This window comes from Nostoc sp., assembly GCF_036918015.1.
GTDB lineage: Bacteria > Cyanobacteriota > Cyanobacteriia > Cyanobacteriales > Nostocaceae > Nostoc.
This window is the reverse complement of the sequence record NZ_JBALEO010000091.1, coordinates 201029-224532: the sequence shown is the minus strand read 5'-3', so window position 1 is coordinate 224532 and position 23504 is coordinate 201029. Positions and strand designations below refer to the sequence as shown.

The window sequence follows — 23504 nt, the reverse complement described above, 5'->3', positions numbered from 1 at the left end:
AGATTAATATCGCTTGATGTTGGGTTACGGCGCAATATAAATTGTTCATTGTGCTGCTAAGATATTAACTTGCGCCTCCACCCAACCTACAATAAATTCTGCAAGTGCGATCGCTATCTCCTGTAGGTTGGGTGGAACGTAGTGGAACCCAACACATGATATTGGGAAAGCAGAAAATATTTACACTATAATAATCTCTCAATTTATTGGATAAAATTAATGCTAAACCTATTTTATATATTTAATTATTCGCTAAGATTAATATCGCTTGATGTTGGGTTACGGCGCAATATAAATTGTTCATTGTGCTGCTAAGATATTAACTTGCGCCTCCACCCAACCTACAATAACTACGAATAGATTATTCATTTCCTACATCTTCGGGAAATTCTATCTCTATTCCTGAACCCCAATCTATATCGTAAATTCCTTTGTTTACATACAAAATGAAACTTGAATAATTCCAATCTTTAGATGCTTTAACATATCCATGCTTGACAGGATTATAATGAATATAATCAACATGACGAATGAAATCAATTTCGTCTTGAATTTGATGTTCCCAAAATCTGCGTTGCCAAACAGCTTTTTCACCTTTATTTTGACGTGATACAGAGATTTTTCCTTGATATTGAATATCACAATGATGGGTAAAATAATTTTTGATTAATCGCCAACGATCTGAAAAATCAGTGTCCCCTGGTGGTAACGTCCAAATACAGTGTATGTGGTTTGGTAATATGACAATGGCATCTACAATAAATGGAGATTTGCTCATTACTTCTCTGAATGCTTGTCTTAACAGCAGAATATTCTCTGCATTACAAAGAAACTCCCGGCGGTTATGAGTAACAACGGTAAAGAAAAATGTACCTCCTTCTATCTTGGCTCTGCGATATTCCATAATGCCTATAAACAACCTAAAATCATGAGATAATTGATGTAAGCTTACCCCATTTATTTTATCGTTTAGCAGTTTCAGTACAAAATCATGGAGTTATTTTATGGCTTTAATCAATCAGAGAATAGATGTTCCTGTGATAGTTGATGAATCAAAATGTTTAGAAAAATGCACAGCCTGTATTGAAGTTTGTCCCTTGGATGTATTGGCTAAGAATCCAGAGACGGGGAAAGCTTATATGAAATATGATGAGTGTTGGTTTTGTCTACCTTGTGAAAAAGAATGTCCAACCAATGCAATTACTGTACAAATTCCGTTTTTGTTGCGCTAGTTGTGTGCAGTAGTAGAAGAAGTAATTATTTCTAGAGGATTCAAAATGTCTACAAGTAGTAATTTGGAATTAAACCAATGGTTGGAAATGTTGCGATCGCCTGACGTAAATGATCGGATAGTAGCTGTCAAAACCTTGCAACATCTAGGCGATGATGAAACAATCGACGCTTTAATTATAGCTTTGAAAGACGAACATATTACTGTTCAGAAAATAGCAATATCTGCCCTTTGGGAAATTGCCAATCCTGCTGCAATCCCGGCTTTAATTGAATGCCTCACTTCAACAGATGCAGATATTCGTACTGAAGCCGCATCAGCATTAAACGAGTTAATCACACCAAATGAATTATTACTTTTACTAGATAAACTACAAAGTAATGATGTGAATCTTCAATTAAATATTTTAGTGCTTTTGCGGAAGATACATGATATTCAATCTTTGCCATATATTTTGCCATTTTTAGAATCAAAAAATTCTGAGTTAAGAGAAGCAGCCGTTACGACACTGCGATATATCAATCAACTAGAAAAATGTCCACAAGCTTTAAATTTAATCTTTGATGAAGAAGCAAGTGTACGTCGTGCTGCGGCTTTAACTTTAGAACATTTACAAGATGCAGAAGTAATTACAATACTTTCTCAAGCACTTACAAATGATAGTGACTGGCAAGTTCGTCGGAATGCAGCTCAATCTCTGGCTATTCATGCAAATAATCAAGCAATTTCAGCATTAGAAATAGCTTTAAATGATGAACATTGGCAAGTGCGGAAATCAGCAGCACAAGCTTTACAAAAAATTCCAGATATTCAAGTTATGCCGAAATTAATTCAAGCATTAACAGATGAATATGCCGATGTACGGAAAGAAGCTGCGATCGCACTTGGAAATTTAGCTCATCCCGACGTTATTAATCCCCTACAACAAGCCTTAGATGACCCTGACAAAGAAGTGTCCATCCAAGCGCAACGGGCAATTCAGAAGATTCAAACAGATAGAATGGTCTCAAGGGAGCAGTAAATAACTAAGGGAAAGCTTAATGGACAATCCATTTCCTGGAATGAACCCGTATTTGGAACAACCTGAACTTTGGCATCAAGTTCATAATCGTTTGATTGTAGCGATCGCTGATGACCTGACTCCTCAAATCGCCCCTAAATACCGAGTTTCCATTGAAGAGCGAGTTTACACTAGTGTAGATGATATCTTACTCGTAGGAATTGCTAATATAGCAGTTGCCAAACGTAACACTACAGATAACAGTTCAACTTTGACTGCTGCGAAACTTGTTGAACCCAGTAAAGTGAGAGTTCCTGTACCTGAACAGATAACTGAGCGATTTTTAGAGGTGCGAGCAACTCCAACCAAAGAAGTAGTTGCTGTGATTGAAATACTTTCTCCTAAAAATAAACGCTCCAAAGAAGGCAGAGCCGCCTACGAAAGTAAACGACAGAAAATTTTGGCTTCTGCAACTAACTTAGTAGAAATTGACCTCTTGAGACAAGGGCAGCCAATGCCTATTCTTGGAGCATCAACCACAGATTATAGTTATAGTATCTTGGTCAGTCGCAGCTACAACAGGCCTGACGCAGATTTATATACTTTCGATTTAAAAAACCCAATTCCTGTTTTTCCTGTACCTTTGCGTGAGGGAGAACCTGAACCGATAGTTGAATTACAAAGGTTATTAAACGAAGTTTACGAACGTGCTAGATTTGACTTGGCAATTGATTATTCACAACCTTTAAAGATAGTGCGCTCGCCCGAAGAAGAAGCTTGGGTGAGAGAAGTTTTGCAGAGGATCTAAATCAGAGCGATCGTTCTTGGTAACTTAGTAGTGCCAAACCAATCAAAGCTTTGCTAATTTCGCAATACAAATTCTTGACTCCAAATTATTGACCTCTGCTTATCATCAATATTTATCAGGTGGACTTTATCGACAAAACAACGATAATTTAAATCGAAATGTTGTACTTCTTCTAACACTTGCAAAAATTTATCTGTATCTTTTGTAAATTTTCCTAGTGTTAAATGTGGAAGGAATGGTAAACTTTCCCTGATATATTCAGCTAATATACCTGTATATAATTCGTTGTGTAGCTTGACCATATCTACTTTTCCTTCTTCAATCATTAAAAACATATACTCATCCCATGATTTTTGTAATCCTTTGAGACAAATAGGAAATATTTTCCACTTACTCAAAATACTATCAATATGAAGAATGAGATTGTTTTTATTAATAGACTCCACTAGGGGAAATACAAGTGTAATATGTGGCTCAATTAAATCAAATTGTGGGTCATATTTATGCCTTATTTGATTGATATGTTCTGTGTTAATATTGGGGTAATGTACGAGTGCATAAGACATATAGGATTACTATTTGATTTTTGAACAACACGTAGGGTGTGTTATCGCGAAGCGTAACGCACCATTTTCAAGGGTTTGGTGCGTTAGACTAAAGTCATAACGCACCCTACAAATACTTAATTTTTTTCAGAAATCAAACCGTATTCCTATACTTATAAAGTATTAAAGGCTATATAGCATATTTCAAATTTTATAGGATAGCTTACACTAACATGAGGTACAAAAATATCCCTTCTAACATTCAGAAGATATGACTACAGACCATCAGCAAGAAGTAGTCCAACTACTCAAACAAATCATCGAACCTACCTTAAAAAATGACATCGTTAGTTTGGGAATGGTACGAAACTTACGCATAATTGATGACTATATTTACTTACGTTTATATATTGGTTCTCATCAGCACCAATTACAGCCAGAAATTCAATCTAAATTATCATCTATATCTTGGTGTAAAAAAACTTATATTCAAATTTGTACCATTCCCGGTGTTAAAACAACTCTTGCAGTTTCTAGTGGTAAAGGTGGTGTGGGCAAATCCACAACAGCCGTTAATATCGCCGCAGCTTTAAAATTACAAGGTGCAAAAGTAGGACTATTAGATGCTGATGTTTATGGCCCCAATGTTCCCCAAATGTTGGGTTTAGGACAAGCTGATATTCAAGTGATTAATACTCCCACAGGTGATAAGTTTTTACCTCTAGAAGTTCAAGGAATAAAAATAATGTCAGTGGGTTTACTTGCAGAAGCAAATCGTCCTTTGGCATGGCGGGGGCCTGTATTGCATAAAATTATCACGCAATTTTTACAAGATGTGGAATGGGGTGAATTAGATTATTTATTGATAGATTTACCTCCCGGTACAGGTGATGCTCAAATTACAATTATCCAAGAAAGCCCAATTTGTGGAGTCATTTTAGTGACAACTCCTCAACAAGTAGCTGTTGCAGATGTACGACGTAATATATATATGTTTCGCCAAGTGGGTGTTCCTGTTCTTGGCATCATTGAAAATATGAGTTATTTAATTTGTGGTGATTGTGGTTCACGCACACCGATTTTTGGTAGTGGTGGCGGCGAACAACTAGCCGCAGAATTACAAGCGCCTCTATTAGGACAAATTCCCATCGATCCCCGTATTTGTAGTGGTAGTGATACTGGAAATCCGATTGCGATCAGCGAATACGCTTCACCAGCAAAGGAGGTTTTTACACAAATAGCTATTTCATTAAATACTACTTTTACTTTACACGATCAAACTACGCAGCTTTACCAAGCTTAGTAGCTTCAGGAACTTCAATTAATTGCCCTGTTTTGACATCGTAGATATAGCCATAGATCGGAATTTCATTCGGAACTAATGGATGCAAACGAATCCGTTGTACATCTGTATAAACGTTTTTTGCTTGGTCATCAATAGTCAACCAATTGATAAACTTGCCTTCGCCTGATCCCGACCCAGATCCAATATCTGACCAACCTTTTTCATCTAGCTTGGCTGTTTTGAGGCTACTAGAAAGTAAATTACTGATAATTTCATTAGTGAAGGTTTCCATCCCGCAATTAGTGTGATGAATTACAAACCATTCACGCGTTCCAAGTAATTTGTAAGAAATTACTAAAGAGCGAATCGCATCATCGCTAGCACGTCCACCTGCATTACGAATTACATGGGCATCTCCTTCAGCTAGTCCAGCAAATTTAGCTGGGTCAAGTCGAGCATCCATGCACGTGAGAATTGCAAACCGACGAGATGGGGGTATGGTGAGATTACCTTTATCACCGAATTTATCAGTGTAACTAAGGTTAGCTGCCAGAACTTCTTCTACAATTTGGCTCATTTTGAGTTTATGTGGGCGATAAGCCTGACGGCATAGCTAACCCTTACCGCTTGGTTAGCAAACATACCACGAGGTGGGGCGCAAGGTCTTGCGCCCTACGACAGGTGTGGTTAAAATACACGAAAACTGATGTAATTTGTTTTACGCAGAGGCGCAGATAGTAGGAGTTTGAGACAAGTTTTTGCGATCTATGCGGGGTAAAAGACCAATGTTCGGAGTTCGATGCTTTCTCGTGGGGGAGCGTTGGCTGGGCTGGTGGGGTCTTCAAAGGCTGTATGGGCGGCAAAACGGGCGTATCCGTTTTCTGCGGAGTCGAAACATTTGATAAATAGTGCTTCGTCTCTGTGCATTTGCGGAAAGTAGAACCATTTATGTTTGGAGTTATACGTGACTCCGTATGTCTCACCAACCCGATCGCGGTACACTAAATCACCAGCTACAAGGTCTGTTATTGCAATACTTTGCGCGTCACACACTGCTAAGGGTGACTCTTGAATTGGTTGTGCGATCGCTCGCCAAACATTGATGATGGCAAATCGTTGTTTTAGTAACGTCTCAATATCATCATCATCTATGCCTCGCGCTGCTAGTTCCAAACGGCCGCGAGTATAGCCAGATTTGGCGGTGAAGTCGTTGTGTACGCGCTTGGCGGGTTCTTTAATGTTATTCTCACCAGGCTTTGACTGACCAGCGTTACGCAAGGTGTGATCGAATATCACTACCTTCGTTGCACGTGTCACCTCTTTTAACAATTGCTCGGCTTCTGGATAGTAGACGCGGCGTACTTCGTCTTCATCGTAAAAGTTGCGGACATTAGTATTATGTCCAGTAAAGGCGAATCCTTCTCGATCTAACGATATGTTCTCTGAGATGGAGCGAGCATTGTAAATTGGCAGTTTGTATGTCTGATAAGTTGCATTTGTGCGGGGAATCCCAGCTGGCGGTTCGTAAGTATAGTTAACAGGTTTTTCTGCCGTTGGAATCAGGTAAGTGAGGTTGGCCTCTACCGATGGCAGTTCTGCGGAAATTGGTTTGTCTAGAACTTGGTTATTTAAGCTCATAGGTTATCCCATTTTGGATTTTGGTTAATTGTTGGTCATGTGTCCTATTTTTGAGATGCACCAACGGGAAGAGGTTCACCGAGAACTTTGGCGAATCTTTGCAAATAGAAGTCCACAGGATTTGCAACTGCTTGGATTGAGGAGCGATCGCGTACCAGATTCCACCATGTCTGCAAACGAGGTGTTTCTGCTGGTAGTGTGAATTTGCGGAAGTGTTCTAAGAGTGGTAAACGTTCAAACCAAGGATAGAAGCTGATATCAACTAGGCTAAACTGATCTCCTAAGAAGTAATCACCTTTGCCTAATCCTTCTTGTTCAATATATAGAAGTGCTTCTGTGAACTCTTTTCGTCCTTGTTCTTGTTCGGTGCTATCTTTACCGCGTAAGAATTTGTTAAAAGCTGGGATAAAGCGAGTATTGGCGTAGTCTATCCAAATCCGAGCGATCGCTTTAGCTGCGGGATCGCGGGGTAATAAAGCTGGTTCTGGAAAAACTTCATCTAGATATTCATTGATAATGGCGGACTCGTAAATTTCCACATCCCCATGTTTGATCGCCGGAACTTTACCATAGCCCGAAATCTGCGTGTACCCGTCTGGTTTATTTTGTAGGTCAATTTCTATCGGAGTGAAGTCAATACCTTTTTCCAGTAAGACGACGCGAGTCCGTTGAGAGAAGGTAGAGGCTTTGGCGAAGTATAGTTTGATGTTGCTCATGAAATCTTTTCCTTGTAATAATCGTGATATGCAGACTATTTGAGATTGCACAACTCAACCTAAAGCAATAAAACAGAAGCTGTTCATGAGCGATCGCCCACTATGGATGAAAGAAACCATTCTGTTTTCTGATTAGTGCAGTTAAATAATTGACTGGCAGGTATCTACGTCAGTTAGATGATATACTACAGTTTATCGGTCGGCTTAATGTACTTTAAATAGTATACAGTCTTTATGAAAATATGCATACCTAATTATTAGTGTAACTAAATAAATAGCTAGACATAATCAAGCGTTTGTGATTTGGGATTCTTTTTGTTGGCTGTGGCGTTTATCGCTCATTTCAGTGTACGGAAGAGAAAATCTCCAGTTGTTTAATGCGAAATCGAATTCATGCTGCAAATCCCTCGCCAATTTATTTTACGTAGCAAGAGAAGGAATTAAGATTAATGGCACATCTATTTGAACCATTCAAGATTCGTGAAGTTGTTTTTCGCAACCGCATCGCCGTTTCACCGATGTGTCAATATTCCAGTACAAATGGATATGCTAATGATTGGCACGTTATTCATCTAGCTTCTCGCGCAGTTGGCGGTGCAGGAATAGTGTTCACAGAAGCGGCAGCTGTGGAGGCGCGTGGACGCATTAGCCCGCAAGATTTGGGAATTTGGTCAGATTCACATATCGAAACTTTAGCCAAGACTGTGGCATTAATTCATAACTTTGGCGCTGTTGCAGGTATTCAACTAGCTCATGCAGGTAGAAAAGCCAGCACTGCCAAACCGAGTAAAGGAGGGAAAGCACTAGATGAATCTCAGGAAGGTTGGCGGCCCTTAGTTTCGAGTAGTGCGATCGCTTTTAGCCAAGATAGTCCAGTTCCAGAAGCCCTAAATCTTGAAGGAATTCAAGAAGTTATTGATGCTTTTGCCCAAGCTGCCAAACGTTCTTTACAAGCTGGTTTTAAGGTAGTGGAAATCCATGCTGCCCACGGTTATCTACTGCACCAATTTCTCTCGCCTCTTTCTAACCACCGTCAAGATGATTATGGTGGCAGCTTTGAAAATCGGACTCGTCTGCTTAGAGAAATAGTTCAAGCAGTCCGAGAGGTTTGGCCCCAGACACATCCACTCTGGGTACGCATCTCCGCCACTGATTGGGTAGATAATGATGGCTGGGACATTGAGCAAAGTATTGCTTTAAGTGACAAACTCAAGTCTTTAGGAGTCGATCTCATCGATACTTCATCAGGCGGTATTATACCGGGCGTTCATATCCCAATTAAATCTGGCTATCAGACTCAGTTTGCCGAACGCATCCGCCGCGAAGCTAATATTCATACAGGAGCCGTGGGTTTAATTACATCCCCTGAACAAGCTGACGAGATTATTCGTACAGAAGTCGCTGATCTAGTTTTGTTGGGACGCGAACTACTCCGCAATCCTTACTGGCCACATCTGGCAGCCAAACAACTTGGACACGATAAACTCTGGCCTGTTCAATACGATCGCGCTTGGCTGTAAGCGATTGGAAATCGCGGCTACACAAGCAAAGTCCGCACTTCTCTACGCGGAGCGTCTCGTAGAGAAGTGTGGGTTTTGTCTGTGTAGCCGTGACTTCTAGTCGCCAAGGCTAGTAATAATTTAGACTTTTCAAACACCCTCTTAGAGCAATTATTTGATACAATCTCTGAATACTGAATCAATGTTTTAGTAGAGTTTCACCCCTTGTTTATAAGCATCTACAAAACTTGTGTAATCATATTCGACTTGAGTTGCATAGTCCACTGCAAAGTTAAAAATTTCGTCTTTGAATACAGCTTTATTACCACTCACAATATCAGTCACTTCTTTATCAACACTGACAGGAATAATCGCAGCATCATAGTCTCGATCGGAGATTGCATGGTTTTTGGCAACCACCTTCCCGGCGTACCCCATCGCATCCATGAATTTTGACTTGGTGGTTAACAACTTATAGTCAAAATCCACTTGATAGGGTGATTTTTCACGCACCATAAAGGGGATGCTACTGACAGTAGTATAGCCAACCAAGGGATCGAGATTGGATAACATCGCTTTTGTAGTGATTGTCACCCTTGCCCCTTCTTGGTTTCCGTAGACTGAACTCGGCAGCAGACCTGGAACTGCGATTGCAACTGCGCTACTGCCTTCCTGCTTCATCTCTAAAATGCGATCGTCGTCGGTTGCTGAACTTGGCCCCTCAATCAGCAAGTAATATCGGTACTTCCCAAGACTACCAACACCTGAACCTAATTTAAGCCGAATGTCTTTGAGAGTATAGTAACTGTCGTTGTAGCGCTTACTGCGAGGAATTGAGGCGATATAGCTGCTCATAGCCCCAGCAATGTCAGAATAGGTGCTGCTGGATACAGACTGGAGTATTGAGGCTGTCTTGAAGAGGCGATTGTTACTGTTATTTAGCACTGTATACTTTTTTAAAAACTTAGAACGGCTATTCTGTGATGCCTTTTGAATTAAATCTTTGACCACACCGTTCGTATTGCTGGATTCTAAACGGTATGACAGTTCATCATTGCTTCCCTTAAAGTCATTCATCTTATTGAGGTAAGCATCCAAGAAATTTCGCACAACATCCTCAGCATCAGTTGAGTTAAGACCATTCTTTTTAGCTACCAACAGAATGGAGACTGCCATCCGTCGCAAGTCCCAAACGTAAGGGCCAAAATAGCCTTCATCAAAGTCGGTGGTGTCAAAAACGTTGTTGTCTTTGCTATCTCTTATCGCTCCAAGATTTTGCAGATGCATATCTCCTTCTAACCAGACGGCTGAGGTTGAAGAGTTTACAAATCGTGAACTTGGTAAGGTCTGCATATCACGATAAAAAATGTGAGCCGTCCCCCGATAAAAGCTGAAAAAGCTATCTTTAGCTGTCATCTTTTGCATTTTCGTTGCCAGTTCTTGAGGCAATTGAGAAGCAAAGGGATGATTATATTGGTAAATTTCATTCACCACCCAAGTTGAACGGGGAGTTGCAGCTTGAACTGGAGATACAAATCCCAAAATTAAAATTAAGATAAATACGACGATTGCAGATATGCGTTTAGGCATGATATCATGTCCGCTAGATTACTTATTAAACCTGAAGAACCCCACCCCGCCAAAGCTATGCTTTGTCTCCCCTCCCCGCAGGCGGGGAGGGGCTGGGGGTGGGGTGCAATGACTGTGGAAATCATAACTAATTATACGGACATGATATGATACTTTCTTAGGCGTAAAAAACTCTTGTGTAGAGAAAATCATTCAACAACAGTTTTTTACCACCTTGAGCCATATTTAACAAAGTGATTTAAAGCACAATGCAACAACTATTCACTTTAAAGTATTGAGGGGCTTCAAAAAGCTAAAATTATAAAGAATCGTTACAACATAATCATGTCAGCTATCCAAACAACTTTGGTTCTTGCGATGACGGCCGATGGAAAAATTAGTGCCGTAGATCCGAAAGCGCCCCGTGAACCGAATGTAGTGGATCGCGCACACGTGGAGTATCAAGTCTCCCTTGCCGATCTAATCCTGGTAGGAGCAGGGACAATTCGGGCTGAGGGGGGAACCTTTGAAATTAGCGATCGCGAACTGTTAGCAGCACGTGAGGTTCGGGGTCAGTCTCCTCAGCCGATTACTTGCGTTGTTTCAGGTTCCCTTAACTTATCGCCGGACTTGCCTTTTTTGAGTCAGGACATTGAGCGATGGATATTTACCACACAAACTGCTTTAGAGCGCAGTTCTGATACAACAACTTTGCAAAAACAGGCCGAATTAATTGATTTGGGAGATACAGACCTGGACTGGGATCGGGCCTACACCTTGATGGCAGAGCGGGGTATTCGCAAAATCGTTGCTTTGGGAGGTGGCTCTTTAACAGCTGCTCTAGTGCAGGCAGGGCGAATTGACGATTGGTGGTTGACCATTTGGCCGATCATTTTTGGAGGAAAGCACGCTCCTAGCCCAGTGGAGGGAGAGGGTTTTCTTCCCGATGTTGCTCCTCATCTCCAACTCATAGAAACTCGTCAGGTTGGAAGTGATTTGTTTTTACATTACCGCACGGTTAAGTGAAAACGCGCTGCCTGAATTAAGCACTTATGATCTCGTTGATACTAGAAAGCAGGGGAGCAGGGGAGCAGGGGAGCAGGGGAGCAGGGGAGCAGGGGAGCAGGGGAGCAGAGGAGAAGTTGCAGTAAGCTTTTCCCCTCTGCCCCTCTGCCCCTCTGCCCCTCTGCCCCTCTGCCCCTCTGCCCCTCTGCCCCTCTGCCCCTCTGCCCCTCTGCCCCTCTGCCCCTCTGCCCCCTGCCTCCGATCAACCAGGGGGCCAATCCAACTGCCGCCCTCCCAAAATATGCAAGTGTAAGTGATGGACTGTTTGACCGCCGTCATCACCAGCATTGATGACAACTCGATAACCATTTTTTAGTCCAGCTTCTTCTGCAACACGTTTAGCAGTTAACAAAAGATGCCCCAACACAGCATGATCCTCAGATTCAGCCTCAGCTAGTGTCGCAATGGGTTTTTTGGGAATGACGAGGATGTGAACGGGGGCTTGGGGATGGATGTCTTTGAATGCCAGGGCTAAATTATCTTCATAAACAATATCAGCGGGAATTTCCCGACGAATGATTTTGCTGAAAATCGTTTCTGTACTTTCACTCATGCCAATTTACCTACTAATCTGCTAGAGATTTTATATTAAGTCCGCCTAATTACTTATCATTGAGAAAATTTGATTGTGCGGATACACCCAGATTTACTGTTCGGTTCGGTTTTTTCAGGAAAAAGCTATGAAAAAACCTGCCAATCTTTTAAAAAGACTAGCAGGTATGGCTTATCATCAATCGGAGCGGCGGGATTCGAACCCACGACCTCCACTACCCCAAAGTGGCGCGCTACCAAGCTGCGCTACGCCCCGGTCAGAATTCTTATCATATAGCAAAACTGTAGGATAATCAAGAGGCAATTTTAAAAAACCTTAAGCATCCCACTAGCTTGCAGTAAATCTGGAACAGCAGAAGCATTCCATTGACCTTCTACACATCGCCCTGTATTCAAGATGAAACGCAGACTGTAATCATGAGGGTAGCCTTCCACTTCCATCCATAATAAATCGCTTTCGGCTTCACAAGTAATTTTTTCCTCTTCCATCAATTCAGTTGCGAGTTGCTTCATGGTGTCTGCTAGCTGTGCTAGTAGACGACAAAAATCATTTAACTCGGCTTCGGTTAACTCAATTGCCCAATCATCTGTACCAACTAAACCTTTAAACTCAGGTGTATCGGGGTTCCAGCCAATACGCCAACCCGATCCGGTTTTGACAACGCGTTCCATAAAAAGTGAGGAGTGAGGAGTTAGGAGTGATTAATTTACAACTTAATAACTCTTCTATTACTTAAGTAGTTCGGCACCTCCTCGTTGCGGTGGCTGTGGGGTAGTTGATGTAGTGGGACTGGGTGTGGTGTTGGGGTTAGGGGGTACGGTGTTTTGGGAAGTAGGATTAAATATATTGACTAAGACTTGTACTAGGGCATCTCGCTGGCTGCGGGTGAGGCTCTTGATGGCTTTGCGATCGCCTTCTATCGGATTTTTCTGTAGTGCATCATTTCCTGGATAGGTAGTATCATACATAATTTCGTTCACACCCAGGTAATCAGCTAAAGTCAGCTTCCAATCTAAGCGATAAATCGGGGCACGCCCTTTGGTATAAATGTGATATCTAATTAGGCGATTTGCTAAGGTGTTGCTTTCGGCAACTTTCCCATTTTCTTTGCTGATATACTTATTTTCCCGTGGAAAATCTGGCAATTGCTGATACACTAGCTGCCAAACATCGCTAGGCGTGACTCTCTGGGCAGAAGCAGGTTGGATACTAAATAAATTTCTATGTATTGATTTATCCGCCCCTGAACCTAAAACAATTACACTCATTACCATTAAGGTAAGCAGTAGTGGTGTTAGCGGTAGCGGTACGTTTCGCTTGTACTGAGTTGTGAGTTTTGAGAAAATTGATTTAAACAGAAATTTTGTCTTTTTCATAGAACAATATTTTGGGCGTTGCTGAGTGAAAAGATGAATTTGCCTGATTCAGAATTAAGCACTCATCACTCAGCACTCAATCTTATAGTTCGCCGATAATTTCTGGTTGAGTCAATTCATCAGACATTTCGATAATTGCCCTTAGCACTGGCTTCATCATCGCATCTTCGTTACTTTCAAAGTCTTCGTAACGCCGACGTTTAGCACGATTTGCCACCTGAACCGTAATGCGGTATCGATTTGAGGCTGCACTAATCAGATCCTCAGCCCGGTGCATAATCTGAGATTGAGTTGTCTCGAACTTAGAGCGCTTTAGCATAATCAGTGGTTCTTGGGGTCATTCTCCAGTGTAACAGCACTAAATCAGTCTACTGCTGTCTGTTTAATCGCCGGCAACCTCTCTGTTGATAGAGGCTAAGAGTATTTTAGTCACTTATAAGTAACTTGTAGTATTAAATAACGCACCCTCATGGCTGACCTTGTGGAAACTGCGATCGCAGCCGGTAATTTCAATACCCTAATAAAGGCTGCTAAAGCTGTAAATTTCATAGAAACTTTGAAAAGCCCTGGTTCTTTCACGCTCTTTGCACCAACTGACGAAGCTTTTGCTAATCTGCCAGAGGGAACTTTAGACTCGCTACTACAAGATATCCCCAAGCTCCAGAAAATTGTGGCATATCATATCGCTAGTGGGGATGTTAGGTCTGATGATTTGGTACAGATTAATGAGGCAGAGACGCTTGAAGGTTCAATTGTCGCCATTGAATCTGCCGACGGTAAATTTAAAGTGAATAACGCCAATGTCATCAAAACAGATATTCTGGCAGACAATGGCGTGATCCATATCATTGATGCGGTATTGATGCCTGCAATGGTGGCGGGGAAGTAAGGGTAGAGGGGCAGAGGGGCAGAGGGGCAGAGGTGCGGAGGTGCGGAGGGGCAGAGGGGAAAGACCTACTACAACTTCTCCCCTGCTCCCCTGCTCCCCTGCTCCCCTCATTCCCTACTCCCCACTCCCAGAATGCACCCACTCCGTGCGGGAACAGTCAATGACAACTGCTGAGTTTCTCCTTCGCCATTCCACTCAACTTCAGCAGTGCCATATAAAAGCTTGTTGGGTTGAGTCCGCAAAGTGGCAACATCTGCATTGGCTGTTGCCGAACTTGTACCAGCATTGACGACAATTATCAATTCCTCTGTCCCCAAAGTTCGCGCAAAGATATAAAGTTGCCCTTGAGCATGGAGAACTTGGTAATCACCTGTACGCAATGCTGGGTAAGTATGGCGGAGGGCAATTAACTGGCGGTGAGTATTGAAAATTTCTTGATTCCACTTAGTCTCTAGAGGAAAACCACGACGTGAGTCTGGGTCTATTCCTCCAGGTAAGCCAACTTCGTCACCATAGTATATGCTGGCAGCACCGGGAAAGGTGAGCAACAGTAGAGTTGACAATTCTATACTGGCTATATCGCCGCCTGCAATGGTCATCAATCGGGCTGTATCGTGACTTGCAAGCAAATTGAGTTGAGTTAGCTGAATTTCCCAAGGGTAAAGTTGCAGTACTTCTTGGATTTTGGTGGCGTACTCGGCAGCAAATAAGGGTGGGTAGGGTTGATAGTCGCGGCTTTGGACTTGTTCTAAGACTACGCGATCGCCTGCCGCAAAGGCAATTGTTGGCCCAGCAAATAGATAATTCATCACACCGTCAAATTGCGTCCCATCCAACCACTGGCGGGAATCTCCCCACACTTCGCCCACAATATAAGCTTCAGGATTGACTGCCTTAACGCGATCGCGAAATTCCTGCCAAAAACCAGGAGTTTTTATTTCAAATGGTACATCCAATCGCCAACCGTCGATACCGAATTTAATCCAATATTCGGCAATTTCCATAATGTATTCTCGTACTTCTGGATTGTCGTGGTTAAATTCTGGCAAGGCGCGATTTCCCGCCCAACCCACGTAGTTGGCAGGAAATTCCCCATTGTATGGTGAAAGGGGCCAGCCTTCAATTTTGAACCAATTTACCCAAGGCGAATGGGGGCCATTTTCTAAAACGTCGTGGAAAAAGAAAAAGCCCCGGCTGGAATGGTTAAACACCCCATCCAGAACGACTTTGATATTCCGTTGATGGGCTGCATCGAGCAATTCCTTAAAAGCTTCGTTGCCCCCTAACATCGGGTCAACTTGATAATAATCGTGGGTATGATAGCGATGATTACTGGCGGATTGAAAAATGGGTGTGAAGTAAATCGCGTTAATCCCCAAATTCTGGATGTAGTCTAAATCCTCCATAATGCCCCATAAATCGCCGCCTTTATAGCCCTGGAGGGTTGGCATAGAGTCCCAATCTTCCCAACGAGCTTCTTGCAATAACCGTTTGCGCGGCTGTTTGCTTCTGGCAAAACGATCTGGGAAAATTTGGTAGAAAACAGCGTGTTTCACCCAGTCTGGTGTTTGAATTTGCATGAATAACTTTTTGTATGTTTAGAAGCGATCGTTGCAAATATTAGCTTCTTTATGGCTCTTACTTATGATAGAGAATCTGTCATTTCTCAGTATTCATTAGTGATTTAGCCTTTTTCATGCTGTTTTATACGCAAATATTATCAGTTTTAACTATTTTGACTACAATTTATTTTAGTTTTTAACAGGTCAACTAGATAAACTCGTCACTGATTGCATTCTCACCCCTGAATTCTGAATCTTAAATTCTTCTTTAAGAAATTTATTTATTACTTAATTATTCTTAATTTTATTTTCCTCACTTTGTCCGTAATTATTTCGGCAGACAATGGATTAGTTTAATAGCTTCATAAAAATTACCTGTTATATCATGTCCGCTTGATTAATTACTAAACCCCAAGAACCCCACCCCGCCAAAGCTGTGCTTTGTCTCCCCTCCCCGCAAGCGGGGAGGGGCTGGGGGTGGGGTGCAATGAGTGTGGAAATCATAACTAATTATGCGGACATGATATTACCTCAGACTTGGGTAATTCTTAGATGTAAGCAATCAAAGATGTCTCAGTAACTACAGAAAATCACTATGAGGGATACGTAATTCCAGAATATGAGTTATGAATTAGCAATTGTTTTAGGAATAACTCTCACCCCCTAACCTTATTTGATGTTATCTATAAAATAAATAGATAACTATAGTCGCATCAAATAATCGAAGCGAAAAAACTACATAGTCTGCGTTAATCTTAGAGCGACTTATCCTACTAGAACCACTACTTTGTTCGCGGCAACTCAATTTAATTTAAGGTAAAAATGAGACACGAAAAACTTTCTCCTGGACTACTTTTGGCATATCAAGACTATCAAAATGAAGGAGATCAAGCTTTACTTACACATAAGCGATCGCTTGGCATCATTGCCCACAAAAGCCCCGTCAAGCCCACTAAAAGCGTCGTTTTTATTTACTGCGACCATGATGCAGACTTAAGTTATCTATCACAATATAATATTGAAGTCAATCAAAACTCTGGGAGTGTGCGGACAGCTTTCTTACCGATAGAGAGTTTAGATGTCTTATCTGAAGAAGATGTGATTCAGCGAATTAAGCCATCACGCAAACTTCATTTGAGGATGGACACTGCAATGGGAGCAGTCAAACTACCGGAATTTAAGAATAAAACCGGACTGACTGGTAAAGGAGTAATCATTGGCATTATAGACAGTGGCATCGATCCGAAACACCCCGCCTTTGCTGGACGCATTTTACACATTTGGGATCAAACATTGCCAGGGCCAGGAGTCACAGAGGGCGGCTATGGGGCGGAATTTAGCGGAGCGCAACTGACAGTTTCTCAGGATACTGGCGGTCATGGTACTCACGTCGCTGGCATTGCCGCTGGTGCCGATGCGAGCTATGGCGGTGTCGCACCAGAAGCGGAATTAGTTGTCGTCAGGTCAGATTTACAGGATGCCCACATTGCAGATGGTGTGCGTTATATTTTCCGAGTTGCTAGGGAGTTGGGACGCCCAGCAGTGGTAAATCTCAGCTTGGGCGGACACGCTGATGCCCATGATGGTAGCGATTCCCTATCCAAAGTTATCGATGCCGAAACTGGCCCTGGAAGAATTGTTTGCTGTGCAGCGGGTAACGAAGGAAACGATAACATTCATGGACAAGCGACCATACCCAGTGGACGCACTCGTGGTATGCGCTTTAATGTCCCTTTGAATCAAGTAGGCATAGTTTGGTTAAATGCTTGGTATGCCAAAGACAGCGAATTGGAAGTATCTGTGCGGAGTCCTAACGGTTTTATCACCCCCTTTCAAAAAATCATTACTAACGGTAATGCCGCCCAAGATTACCAATTACCAGATGCACGGGTACAATTAGCCACACCAGCGCCAGACCAAGCTAACGGCGACCATAATTTCTTTGTGCAAATACGCGGTATTGGCCCCTCGCAAGTCATGGGAGGTGTTTGGCAACTGCGAGTCCGCAACACTTCTTCAACTGACACGTGTTTAAATGTGTGGACATTAGATGATAGTTCATCAGTGTTTTTCACAGGTAAAAGTGTCAAGGATGCGTTAAAAATTGGTTCGCCGGGAGCCGCCAGCAGTGCAATTACAGTTGCTGCCTATACTACTAAAACTAGGTACACAGATATTGATGGCCAAGTGCGAGAAATGGGCTTAGAATTGGATACTATTTCGGAATTCAGTAGTGAAGGGCCTCTACGCACTGATGGGAAGAAGCCCGATGTAGCAGCACCAGGAGCGATGATTATTTCCACACTTTCCGCCGATGCTAATTTTGACCGTTCATCGATGATTAATTCCAAGTTTGTGGTTCAGGCTGGTACGAGTATGGCGACACCGTTTGTAAGTGGGTTAGTAGCACTACTGTTGCAGCGAGATCCTCAACTCGATCCGGCTGCTGTGAAAGACTTGCTACGTAAAAATAGTGCAATTCCTGGAAAACCCGCAGGCACATTTGATGACAAATGGGGTTATGGAGTGATTAACGCAGCTAATCTGTAATTAGACTGAGAAAGGTGGATATTATTTCTGTACTAAGGGTAGGCGATAAAAACCTATAACTTTGATAAGTTAGGGTAGGCAGAAATTGTCTACCCTCTTTACCAAGGAATTGCTGATGAATTATCAAAAGCTAGATGCTGCCCTTGCTACAGCGCTAAATGATGTTCAAAACTTAGAGGAACCCAGTTTGACGGTTTTTATACATACCGAATCAGTTTTGGACTCGGCTGCAACTGCTGTTTTAGAAAGTTTAGGCGTTAGTGGTGTTAGCAGTGGTAAAGATATTTTCACAGCAACACTTTCACCAAATGCCATTTCACAGTTATCAGAGGAACCTTGGGTGAAATATTTGAAGCGATCGCAGCAATTGCGTTTGGTAAATCAGAGGAAAAGTTTAGGTAGCTTCAGTGTTTGATCTGATGTGATGTTCCAAAAACAATTCTCTGTTAATTTTTTTGGTATAGCGATCGCACCCCATTCTTCATCCCAATTAATACAAATGTTCTATCTTTCTACTTATCAGCCGCACCATATATACACTACCAGCATTCTCTAAAATTCATCCCAAAGAATCAGACGATCCCCCTTACCTGTGGTGGCAGACAGTCCTAAACTGAAGATGAGAGTTGAAAGGCAGTCGGGAGAAATTTTGTGAAAAAAGTATTATCAATCATTCTTGGTGGTGGTGCGGGTACTCGACTTTACCCACTAACCAAACTACGCGCTAAACCAGCAGTACCAGTAGCGGGGAAATACCGCTTAATCGATATCCCTGTTAGTAACTGCATAAATTCCGAAATATTCAAAATCTACGTCCTGACACAATTCAACTCAGCTTCACTGAATCGTCACATCGCCCGTACCTATAACTTTACTGGCTTCAATGAAGGGTTTGTAGAAGTGCTAGCCGCACAACAAACACCAGAAAACCCTAACTGGTTCCAAGGTACAGCCGATGCTGTACGTCAGTACTTGTGGTTAATGGAAGAATGGAATGCAGACGAATATCTAATTCTCTCAGGCGATCATCTCTACCGCATGGATTATCGCCAGTTTATCCAACGCCATAGAGAAACGGGGGCTGATATTACTCTCTCAGTCATCCCCATTGATGAGCGCCGCGCCTCAGATTTTGGTTTGATGAAAATTGATGATTCTGGCAGAATAATCGATTTTAGCGAAAAACCCAAAGGTGAAGCGTTAACCAAAATGCGTGTTGATACAAGCGTACTAGGATTAACAAAAGAACAAGCCCAAGAGCAGCCTTACATCGCCTCAATGGGGATTTATGTCTTTAAAAAAGAGGTTTTGTTTAAGTTGTTGAGAGAAGGTACAGAAAGGACTGATTTCGGCAAAGAAATTATTCCTGATGCCTCTAAAGATTACAACGTTCAAGCTTATCTTTTTGATGACTACTGGGAAGATATTGGAACAATCGAAGCATTTTATCATGCCAATTTAGCCCTAACTCAGCAGCCTCAGCCACCCTTTAGTTTCTACGATGAAAAAGCGCCAATTTATACCCGCGCTCGCTACTTACCTCCAAGTAAACTTTTAGATTGCCATGTAACAGAATCAATGATCGGCGAAGGTTGTATTTTGAAAAATTGCCGCATTCAACATTCAGTATTGGGAGTGCGATCGCGAATTGAATCTGGTTGTGTCATCGAAGATTCCCTACTTATGGGTGCAGATTTTTATCAAGCTTTTGTAGAACGTCAATGTAATGTAGAAAAAGGTGACATTCCTGTAGGTATTGGTACTGACTCGATTATTCGCGGTGCCATCATTGATAAAAACGCCAGTATCGGGCACGATGTCAAAATCATCAATAAAGATAACGTGCAAGAAGCTGACCGAGAAAGTCAAGGTTTTTACATCCGTAGCGGCATCGTTGTCGTGATGAAAAATGCTGTAATTCCTGATGGAACCATCATTTAATAGTGCTGAGTGCTGAGTTGTGAGTGCTGAGTTGTGAGTGCTGAGTTATGAGTTATGAGTTAGGAGTTAGGAGTTATGAGTTATGAATAAAACTTCTAATCACTCTTCACTCCTAACTTCTTACTCAGCACGGGCTGAACGCCCCGCTACCGCTAACAGCACTCAGCACGGGCTGAACGCCCCGCTACCGCTAACAGCACTCATTTTACTGATTGGTCTTCCAGGTAGTGGGAAGTCAACTTTGGCAAAACAATTACTGACACAATCCCCTGAAATGGCGTTAATTTCTACCGATGCCATTCGGGGGGAATTATTTGGTTCCCAAGCTGTTCAAGGGTCGTGGCTACTGATTTGGCGCGAAATTGAGCGGCAATTTCAGCAAGCTATTTCCACAACTAATACAGCTATTTTTGATGCCACCAATGCCCAGCGCCGCCATCGTCGTGAAGTCATTGCTTTAGCCCGTAACTTGGGCTTTACTGACATTAGGGGAATTTGGGTGGATACACCAGTTTGGCTGTGTTTGGCACGGAATAAAAGGCGATCGCGCCAAGTTCCAGAAGAAATTATTTTGCGGATGCACCGTCAACTCCGGGATGCTCCCCCAAGCCGAGAAGAAGGGCTAAACAGCCTCAGCCGCTTATCAGAAAAATCGGAGTACGGGAATTGCGATTCCTTGGTGAGCGAGAACCACACTTGATTTTCTATATTTTTTGTTAATTTGAAATCATATTCTTTTTGTTTGGCACTATACCAGGCAAATTAAACATCTCTCTTCTTCAAAAAAACATAACGGGAATTTCTATAGGAGGCTGGTAGATGGCTGCAACCGACTTCAAAGACTATTACGCTATTTTGGGAGTCAGCAAGACTGCCAGTTCGGAGGAAATTAAACAAGCCTTTCGTAAACTAGCCCGTAAATACCATCCTGATGTCAACCCAAACAACAAACAGGCAGAGGCACGCTTCAAAGAAGTTAGCGAAGCCTACGAAGTTGTGTCAGACCCAGATAAACGCAAAAAGTACGACCAATTCGGTCAATATTGGAAACAAGCTGGTGAAGGTTTCCCATCTGGCGGCGCGGCTCCCGATATGGGTAACTTTGACTTCAGTCAATACGGCAATTTTGATGAGTTCATTAATGAGTTGCTAGGACGCTTTGGTGGGCCTCCCCCTCGTGGTGCGGGTGCGGGGCGCCAAAGTCAGGCACGAAGTCACTCTTACCGCACTTCTCCGGGTACTTCAACCCATTTTAGCAGCAGCTTTAACGATTTTGGGTTTCAAGATGGAGGTGCGGGTAGTACCCAGGATAGTGAAGCTGCGATCGCTCTAACTTTTGCTGAAGCATTTAATGGTGTGAAAAAGCGCTTCAGTTTAGGCAACGAAACAATAGATGTCAGCATTCCATCTGGGGCTAAAACTGGTACTCGCCTACGGGTGCGAGGCAAAGGTCAAATTAACCCCATGACTCAACAACGGGGGGATTTATACTTAAAAGTCGAACTTCAGCCGCACACCTTCTTCCAAATGGAAGGCGATAACTTGGTATGCGAAGTGCCAATCACACCAGATGAAGCGACTCTGGGAGCGTCTATTGATGTACCCACTCCCGATGGTTCAGTGAATGTCAAACTACCAGCAGGAGTCCGTTCTGGTCAATCTCTACGTTTACGTGGCAAAGGTTGGCCCCTCCCCAAAGGTGGACGCGGCGATCAGTTAGTGAAAGTAGCGATCGTTCCACCAAAAGACCTCAGCCAACAAGAGCGGGAATATTATGAAAAAATCCGGGCTATACGTACTTATAATCCCCGTAGTCATTTGAACCAATTCAGGCTTTAACAAGCAAAAAGAGAATCCCCATAATTAAAATCTCGTCATTACCCACATTTTGGTAACAGTCAAAGTATTATGCTAAACCACATCCTGTCTAGAACTTAAGTTCTGCGGCTTTGAGCTACTGTTCACTCAAGTGGACTTGAATCATGTTTGGGTGAGTGTTTAACCGAACTTGAGATGAATTGTTGTTTAGTCCAGTTAAGAGAACTTGAACTATAGCGTTTCCTAATCAAATGAGGTACACCATAGCCCCCTCCTCGCTTGCGGGGAGGGGGTTGGGGGTGGGATTCTTGTACCTCAATCAACTGAGAACCGCTATATTAGCCTTGGAATTGTATTTCGAGGCAAAATAGTTCTACTTAGTATTCAAAAGCCCACTGATTTCTTATTTTAAGTAGTTTGTTTTTATATAAAAATTGTATTTTTATATTGCCATAAATCTGATGATTATAGCGCTTCTCTTTCGGATGCAATACATTTTGACCTCTCTCCAAACCTCTCTCCTAAAAGGAGAGAGGCTTTGAATTTTACTCAGCAACGCTAGAAGGGAAGCACTGGGGGTTCGGTCTGTATTCTATGCAACTTAGAACCGATATAAATTGCTAAAAACAAAGCTAAATAATGTTGTTATCTTTTAATTCTTAACTTTTTTGATACCGCATACCTGGTAGTTGCGAAATAAAACCCATAAGTTCCAACTGTAACAAAGCACCGGAAACTGAGCCAGCAGCCATGCCGGTTTGTTGGACAATAAAATCAAAGGGTAAAGCATCACTTGCGATCGCATTCATTACTGTTTGCAATTCTGGTGATAAAGTTGGCATTAACTGTTCTGGTGCTGTAGAAGCCTCAATTGCATCAATTTGTGGTATTGCTCCTAGCATTGTTAACAGTTCGTCTAGTTCTTTAAGAATGAAAGAAGCTCCCTGACTCAATAACTTTAAGCATCCTTGGGATGGATAATCGTCTAGTCTTCCAGGTAATGCATAGACATCTCTACCAAATTCATTTGCGTAGGTAGCAGTAATTAAGGCACCAGATTTTAAAGGCGCTTCCATTACCAGAATGGCGCGGCTTAAACCTGCGATAATCCTAAGCCTTCGGCTTCTATAAGGCTTCTGGGGGTGTTTATAGTCCCCAGTGTAGCCAGAAGATAGCCAGAGAGTCAACTAACCAAAGTAGCCTACAGAGTATCTATCCACTCATATAGTAAATGTTCAGTTGTATGGTCTAGATCCGAGATGGCGACCTCTAGCTGGGTTCCATCCACCAAGGATATGTAGAAGGTTTCAGCATCCCCATAGTAGCTATGAGCATATTCAGGGTAGTCTACACCACTACTTTCTGTACCATCTGGGTTATCCCATCTAATATCCTCAACTTCTGAGAGATCATAGAGATTACCTAGCAGGTTTATTTGGAAAGGGTTATGGTTCATGAG

General features: G+C 42.4%; 25 protein-coding genes and 1 tRNA gene. 12 read left to right on the top strand and 14 right to left on the bottom strand.

Going from position 1 to position 23504, the window contains the following annotated elements:
* Positions 1–361: 361 nt before the first annotated feature.
* A complete protein-coding gene (locus V7K61_RS28795) occupies positions 362–904 on the bottom strand; it encodes an REP-associated tyrosine transposase (RefSeq protein WP_335058815.1) in 543 nt (180 codons plus the stop codon).
* A gap of 100 nt (positions 905–1004) precedes the next feature.
* Here V7K61_RS28795 and V7K61_RS28790 point away from each other — a divergent pair, with 100 nt between their 5' ends.
* Genes V7K61_RS28790 through V7K61_RS28780 form a run of 3 tightly spaced genes read left to right on the top strand, consistent with a single transcriptional unit; the run spans position 1005 to position 3039 of the window.
* Positions 1005–1232 (top strand): 4Fe-4S dicluster domain-containing protein, encoded by a 228-nt coding sequence (locus V7K61_RS28790; protein WP_012408944.1) that lies wholly within the window; start codon positions 1005–1007, stop codon positions 1230–1232.
* 45 nt (positions 1233–1277) lie between these two features.
* Positions 1278–2252 (top strand): HEAT repeat domain-containing protein, encoded by a 975-nt coding sequence (locus V7K61_RS28785; RefSeq protein ID WP_335058813.1) that lies wholly within the window; start codon positions 1278–1280, stop codon positions 2250–2252.
* Between the two features lie 19 nt (positions 2253–2271).
* A complete protein-coding gene (locus tag V7K61_RS28780; protein WP_335058812.1) occupies positions 2272–3039 on the top strand; it encodes a DUF4058 family protein in 768 nt (255 codons plus the stop codon).
* A gap of 53 nt (positions 3040–3092) precedes the next feature.
* Here the strand turns inward: V7K61_RS28780 and V7K61_RS28775 are convergent, their stop codons facing one another.
* On the bottom strand, positions 3093–3605 hold the full coding sequence (locus V7K61_RS28775; protein WP_335058810.1) for a 2'-5' RNA ligase family protein: 513 nt from the start codon (positions 3603–3605) through the stop codon (positions 3093–3095).
* Between the two features lie 250 nt (positions 3606–3855).
* Between V7K61_RS28775 and V7K61_RS28770 the strand changes: the two genes are divergently transcribed.
* Positions 3856–4887: an Mrp/NBP35 family ATP-binding protein gene (locus V7K61_RS28770; protein WP_335058808.1), complete on the top strand. Its 1032-nt coding sequence runs from the start codon at positions 3856–3858 to the stop codon at positions 4885–4887.
* Here the strand turns inward: V7K61_RS28770 and V7K61_RS28765 are convergent.
* The 3 genes from V7K61_RS28765 to V7K61_RS28755 all read right to left on the bottom strand — a co-directional run bounded on the left by V7K61_RS28765 (position 4865) and on the right by V7K61_RS28755 (position 7223).
* A complete protein-coding gene (locus tag V7K61_RS28765; RefSeq protein ID WP_335058806.1) occupies positions 4865–5446 on the bottom strand; it encodes a beta-class carbonic anhydrase in 582 nt (193 codons plus the stop codon). The two genes, V7K61_RS28770 and V7K61_RS28765, sit on opposite strands and share 23 nt — an antisense overlap.
* Positions 5447–5634: 188 nt before the next feature.
* Positions 5635–6507 (bottom strand): CmcJ/NvfI family oxidoreductase, encoded by an 873-nt coding sequence (locus tag V7K61_RS28760; protein ID WP_335058803.1) that lies wholly within the window; start codon positions 6505–6507, stop codon positions 5635–5637.
* 44 nt (positions 6508–6551) lie between these two features.
* Positions 6552–7223, bottom strand: coding sequence for a glutathione S-transferase family protein (locus tag V7K61_RS28755; protein WP_335058801.1), 672 nt, complete (start codon positions 7221–7223; stop codon positions 6552–6554).
* Positions 7224–7672: 449 nt separating this feature from the next.
* On the opposite strand from V7K61_RS28755, the gene namA reads away from it, so the two are divergent.
* The gene (gene namA, locus V7K61_RS28750; RefSeq protein ID WP_335058562.1) at positions 7673–8743 is read left to right on the top strand and encodes an NADPH dehydrogenase NamA; all 1071 of its coding nucleotides are present in this window, start codon (positions 7673–7675) and stop codon (positions 8741–8743) included.
* A gap of 186 nt (positions 8744–8929) precedes the next feature.
* Here namA and V7K61_RS28745 read toward each other — a convergent pair whose 3' ends face one another.
* Positions 8930–10312, bottom strand: coding sequence for a DUF2252 domain-containing protein (locus tag V7K61_RS28745; protein WP_335058799.1), 1383 nt, complete (start codon positions 10310–10312; stop codon positions 8930–8932).
* A 324-nt stretch (positions 10313–10636) separates the two neighbouring features.
* Between V7K61_RS28745 and V7K61_RS28740 the strand changes: the two genes are divergently transcribed.
* Entirely contained in the window at positions 10637–11317 is a 681-nt protein-coding gene (locus tag V7K61_RS28740) for a RibD family protein (RefSeq protein ID WP_335058797.1), read from the top strand.
* Positions 11318–11558: 241 nt separating this feature from the next.
* On the opposite strand, the gene V7K61_RS28735 is transcribed toward V7K61_RS28740, so the two are convergent.
* The 5 genes from V7K61_RS28735 to V7K61_RS28715 form a co-directional block, all read right to left on the bottom strand.
* Positions 11559–11909 (bottom strand): histidine triad nucleotide-binding protein, encoded by a 351-nt coding sequence (locus V7K61_RS28735; protein WP_322667436.1) that lies wholly within the window; start codon positions 11907–11909, stop codon positions 11559–11561.
* 181 nt (positions 11910–12090) lie between these two features.
* Positions 12091–12164, bottom strand: a tRNA-Pro gene (locus V7K61_RS28730).
* Between the two features lie 50 nt (positions 12165–12214).
* Positions 12215–12580: a DUF1818 family protein gene (locus tag V7K61_RS28725; RefSeq protein WP_335058794.1), complete on the bottom strand. Its 366-nt coding sequence runs from the start codon at positions 12578–12580 to the stop codon at positions 12215–12217.
* Between the two features lie 57 nt (positions 12581–12637).
* The gene (locus V7K61_RS28720; protein WP_335058825.1) at positions 12638–13177 is read right to left on the bottom strand and encodes a hypothetical protein; all 540 of its coding nucleotides are present in this window, start codon (positions 13175–13177) and stop codon (positions 12638–12640) included.
* Between the two features lie 190 nt (positions 13178–13367).
* The gene (locus tag V7K61_RS28715) at positions 13368–13604 is read right to left on the bottom strand and encodes a DNA-directed RNA polymerase subunit omega (protein ID WP_094351515.1); all 237 of its coding nucleotides are present in this window, start codon (positions 13602–13604) and stop codon (positions 13368–13370) included.
* 150 nt (positions 13605–13754) lie between these two features.
* On the opposite strand from V7K61_RS28715, the gene V7K61_RS28710 reads away from it, so the two are divergent.
* Positions 13755–14174: a fasciclin domain-containing protein gene (locus V7K61_RS28710; protein WP_292730910.1), complete on the top strand. Its 420-nt coding sequence runs from the start codon at positions 13755–13757 to the stop codon at positions 14172–14174.
* Positions 14175–14281: 107 nt separating this feature from the next.
* Here the strand turns inward: V7K61_RS28710 and V7K61_RS28705 are convergent, their stop codons facing one another.
* Positions 14282–15754: a glycoside hydrolase family 13 protein gene (locus tag V7K61_RS28705; protein WP_335058792.1), complete on the bottom strand. Its 1473-nt coding sequence runs from the start codon at positions 15752–15754 to the stop codon at positions 14282–14284.
* 804 nt (positions 15755–16558) lie between these two features.
* Here V7K61_RS28705 and V7K61_RS28700 point away from each other — a divergent pair.
* The 5 genes from V7K61_RS28700 to V7K61_RS28680 all read left to right on the top strand — a co-directional run bounded on the left by V7K61_RS28700 (position 16559) and on the right by V7K61_RS28680 (position 22066).
* Positions 16559–18286: a S8 family peptidase gene (locus tag V7K61_RS28700; RefSeq protein ID WP_335058790.1), complete on the top strand. Its 1728-nt coding sequence runs from the start codon at positions 16559–16561 to the stop codon at positions 18284–18286.
* Between the two features lie 115 nt (positions 18287–18401).
* Positions 18402–18701: a hypothetical protein gene (locus V7K61_RS28695; protein ID WP_335058823.1), complete on the top strand. Its 300-nt coding sequence runs from the start codon at positions 18402–18404 to the stop codon at positions 18699–18701.
* A gap of 236 nt (positions 18702–18937) precedes the next feature.
* Positions 18938–20227: a glucose-1-phosphate adenylyltransferase gene (locus V7K61_RS28690; RefSeq protein WP_335058788.1), complete on the top strand. Its 1290-nt coding sequence runs from the start codon at positions 18938–18940 to the stop codon at positions 20225–20227.
* A gap of 82 nt (positions 20228–20309) precedes the next feature.
* Positions 20310–20927, top strand: a complete 618-nt coding sequence (locus V7K61_RS28685) for an AAA family ATPase (RefSeq protein ID WP_335058787.1) — start codon at positions 20310–20312, stop codon at positions 20925–20927.
* A 119-nt stretch (positions 20928–21046) separates the two neighbouring features.
* The gene (locus V7K61_RS28680; protein WP_335058785.1) at positions 21047–22066 is read left to right on the top strand and encodes a DnaJ C-terminal domain-containing protein; all 1020 of its coding nucleotides are present in this window, start codon (positions 21047–21049) and stop codon (positions 22064–22066) included.
* Between the two features lie 638 nt (positions 22067–22704).
* On the opposite strand, the gene V7K61_RS28675 is transcribed toward V7K61_RS28680, so the two are convergent.
* Entirely contained in the window at positions 22705–23232 is a 528-nt protein-coding gene (locus V7K61_RS28675) for a DNA-processing protein DprA (protein ID WP_442936378.1), read from the bottom strand.
* A gap of 14 nt (positions 23233–23246) precedes the next feature.
* Entirely contained in the window at positions 23247–23501 is a 255-nt protein-coding gene (locus tag V7K61_RS28670) for a hypothetical protein (protein WP_335058783.1), read from the bottom strand.
* Positions 23502–23504: the final 3 nt, after the last annotated feature.

Excerpts from the sequence above, each read along its gene's own strand:
- V7K61_RS28680 (WP_335058785.1), top strand. The coding sequence starts at position 21,047 with ATGGCTGCAACCGACTTCAAAGACTATTACGCTATTTTGGGAGTCAGC.
- V7K61_RS28705 (WP_335058792.1), bottom strand. The coding sequence starts at position 15,754 with ATGCAAATTCAAACACCAGACTGGGTGAAACACGCTGTTTTCTACCAA.
- namA (WP_335058562.1), top strand. The coding sequence starts at position 7,673 with ATGGCACATCTATTTGAACCATTCAAGATTCGTGAAGTTGTTTTTCGC.
- V7K61_RS28795 (WP_335058815.1), bottom strand. The coding sequence starts at position 904 with ATGGAATATCGCAGAGCCAAGATAGAAGGAGGTACATTTTTCTTTACC.
- V7K61_RS28765 (WP_335058806.1), bottom strand. The coding sequence starts at position 5,446 with ATGAGCCAAATTGTAGAAGAAGTTCTGGCAGCTAACCTTAGTTACACT.
- V7K61_RS28770 (WP_335058808.1), top strand. The coding sequence starts at position 3,856 with ATGACTACAGACCATCAGCAAGAAGTAGTCCAACTACTCAAACAAATC.
- V7K61_RS28695 (WP_335058823.1), top strand. The coding sequence starts at position 18,402 with ATGAATTATCAAAAGCTAGATGCTGCCCTTGCTACAGCGCTAAATGAT.
- V7K61_RS28775 (WP_335058810.1), bottom strand. The coding sequence starts at position 3,605 with ATGTCTTATGCACTCGTACATTACCCCAATATTAACACAGAACATATC.
- V7K61_RS28720 (WP_335058825.1), bottom strand. The coding sequence starts at position 13,177 with ATGAGTGTAATTGTTTTAGGTTCAGGGGCGGATAAATCAATACATAGA.
- V7K61_RS28715 (WP_094351515.1), bottom strand. The coding sequence starts at position 13,604 with ATGCTAAAGCGCTCTAAGTTCGAGACAACTCAATCTCAGATTATGCAC.
- V7K61_RS28745 (WP_335058799.1), bottom strand. The coding sequence starts at position 10,312 with ATGCCTAAACGCATATCTGCAATCGTCGTATTTATCTTAATTTTAATT.
- V7K61_RS28710 (WP_292730910.1), top strand. The coding sequence starts at position 13,755 with ATGGCTGACCTTGTGGAAACTGCGATCGCAGCCGGTAATTTCAATACC.
- V7K61_RS28700 (WP_335058790.1), top strand. The coding sequence starts at position 16,559 with ATGAGACACGAAAAACTTTCTCCTGGACTACTTTTGGCATATCAAGAC.
- V7K61_RS28740 (WP_335058797.1), top strand. The coding sequence starts at position 10,637 with ATGTCAGCTATCCAAACAACTTTGGTTCTTGCGATGACGGCCGATGGA.
- V7K61_RS28685 (WP_335058787.1), top strand. The coding sequence starts at position 20,310 with ATGAATAAAACTTCTAATCACTCTTCACTCCTAACTTCTTACTCAGCA.
- V7K61_RS28670 (WP_335058783.1), bottom strand. The coding sequence starts at position 23,501 with ATGAACCATAACCCTTTCCAAATAAACCTGCTAGGTAATCTCTATGAT.
- V7K61_RS28785 (WP_335058813.1), top strand. The coding sequence starts at position 1,278 with ATGTCTACAAGTAGTAATTTGGAATTAAACCAATGGTTGGAAATGTTG.
- V7K61_RS28725 (WP_335058794.1), bottom strand. The coding sequence starts at position 12,580 with ATGGAACGCGTTGTCAAAACCGGATCGGGTTGGCGTATTGGCTGGAAC.
- V7K61_RS28780 (WP_335058812.1), top strand. The coding sequence starts at position 2,272 with ATGGACAATCCATTTCCTGGAATGAACCCGTATTTGGAACAACCTGAA.
- V7K61_RS28735 (WP_322667436.1), bottom strand. The coding sequence starts at position 11,909 with ATGAGTGAAAGTACAGAAACGATTTTCAGCAAAATCATTCGTCGGGAA.
- V7K61_RS28760 (WP_335058803.1), bottom strand. The coding sequence starts at position 6,507 with ATGAGCTTAAATAACCAAGTTCTAGACAAACCAATTTCCGCAGAACTG.
- V7K61_RS28790 (WP_012408944.1), top strand. The coding sequence starts at position 1,005 with ATGGCTTTAATCAATCAGAGAATAGATGTTCCTGTGATAGTTGATGAA.
- V7K61_RS28755 (WP_335058801.1), bottom strand. The coding sequence starts at position 7,223 with ATGAGCAACATCAAACTATACTTCGCCAAAGCCTCTACCTTCTCTCAA.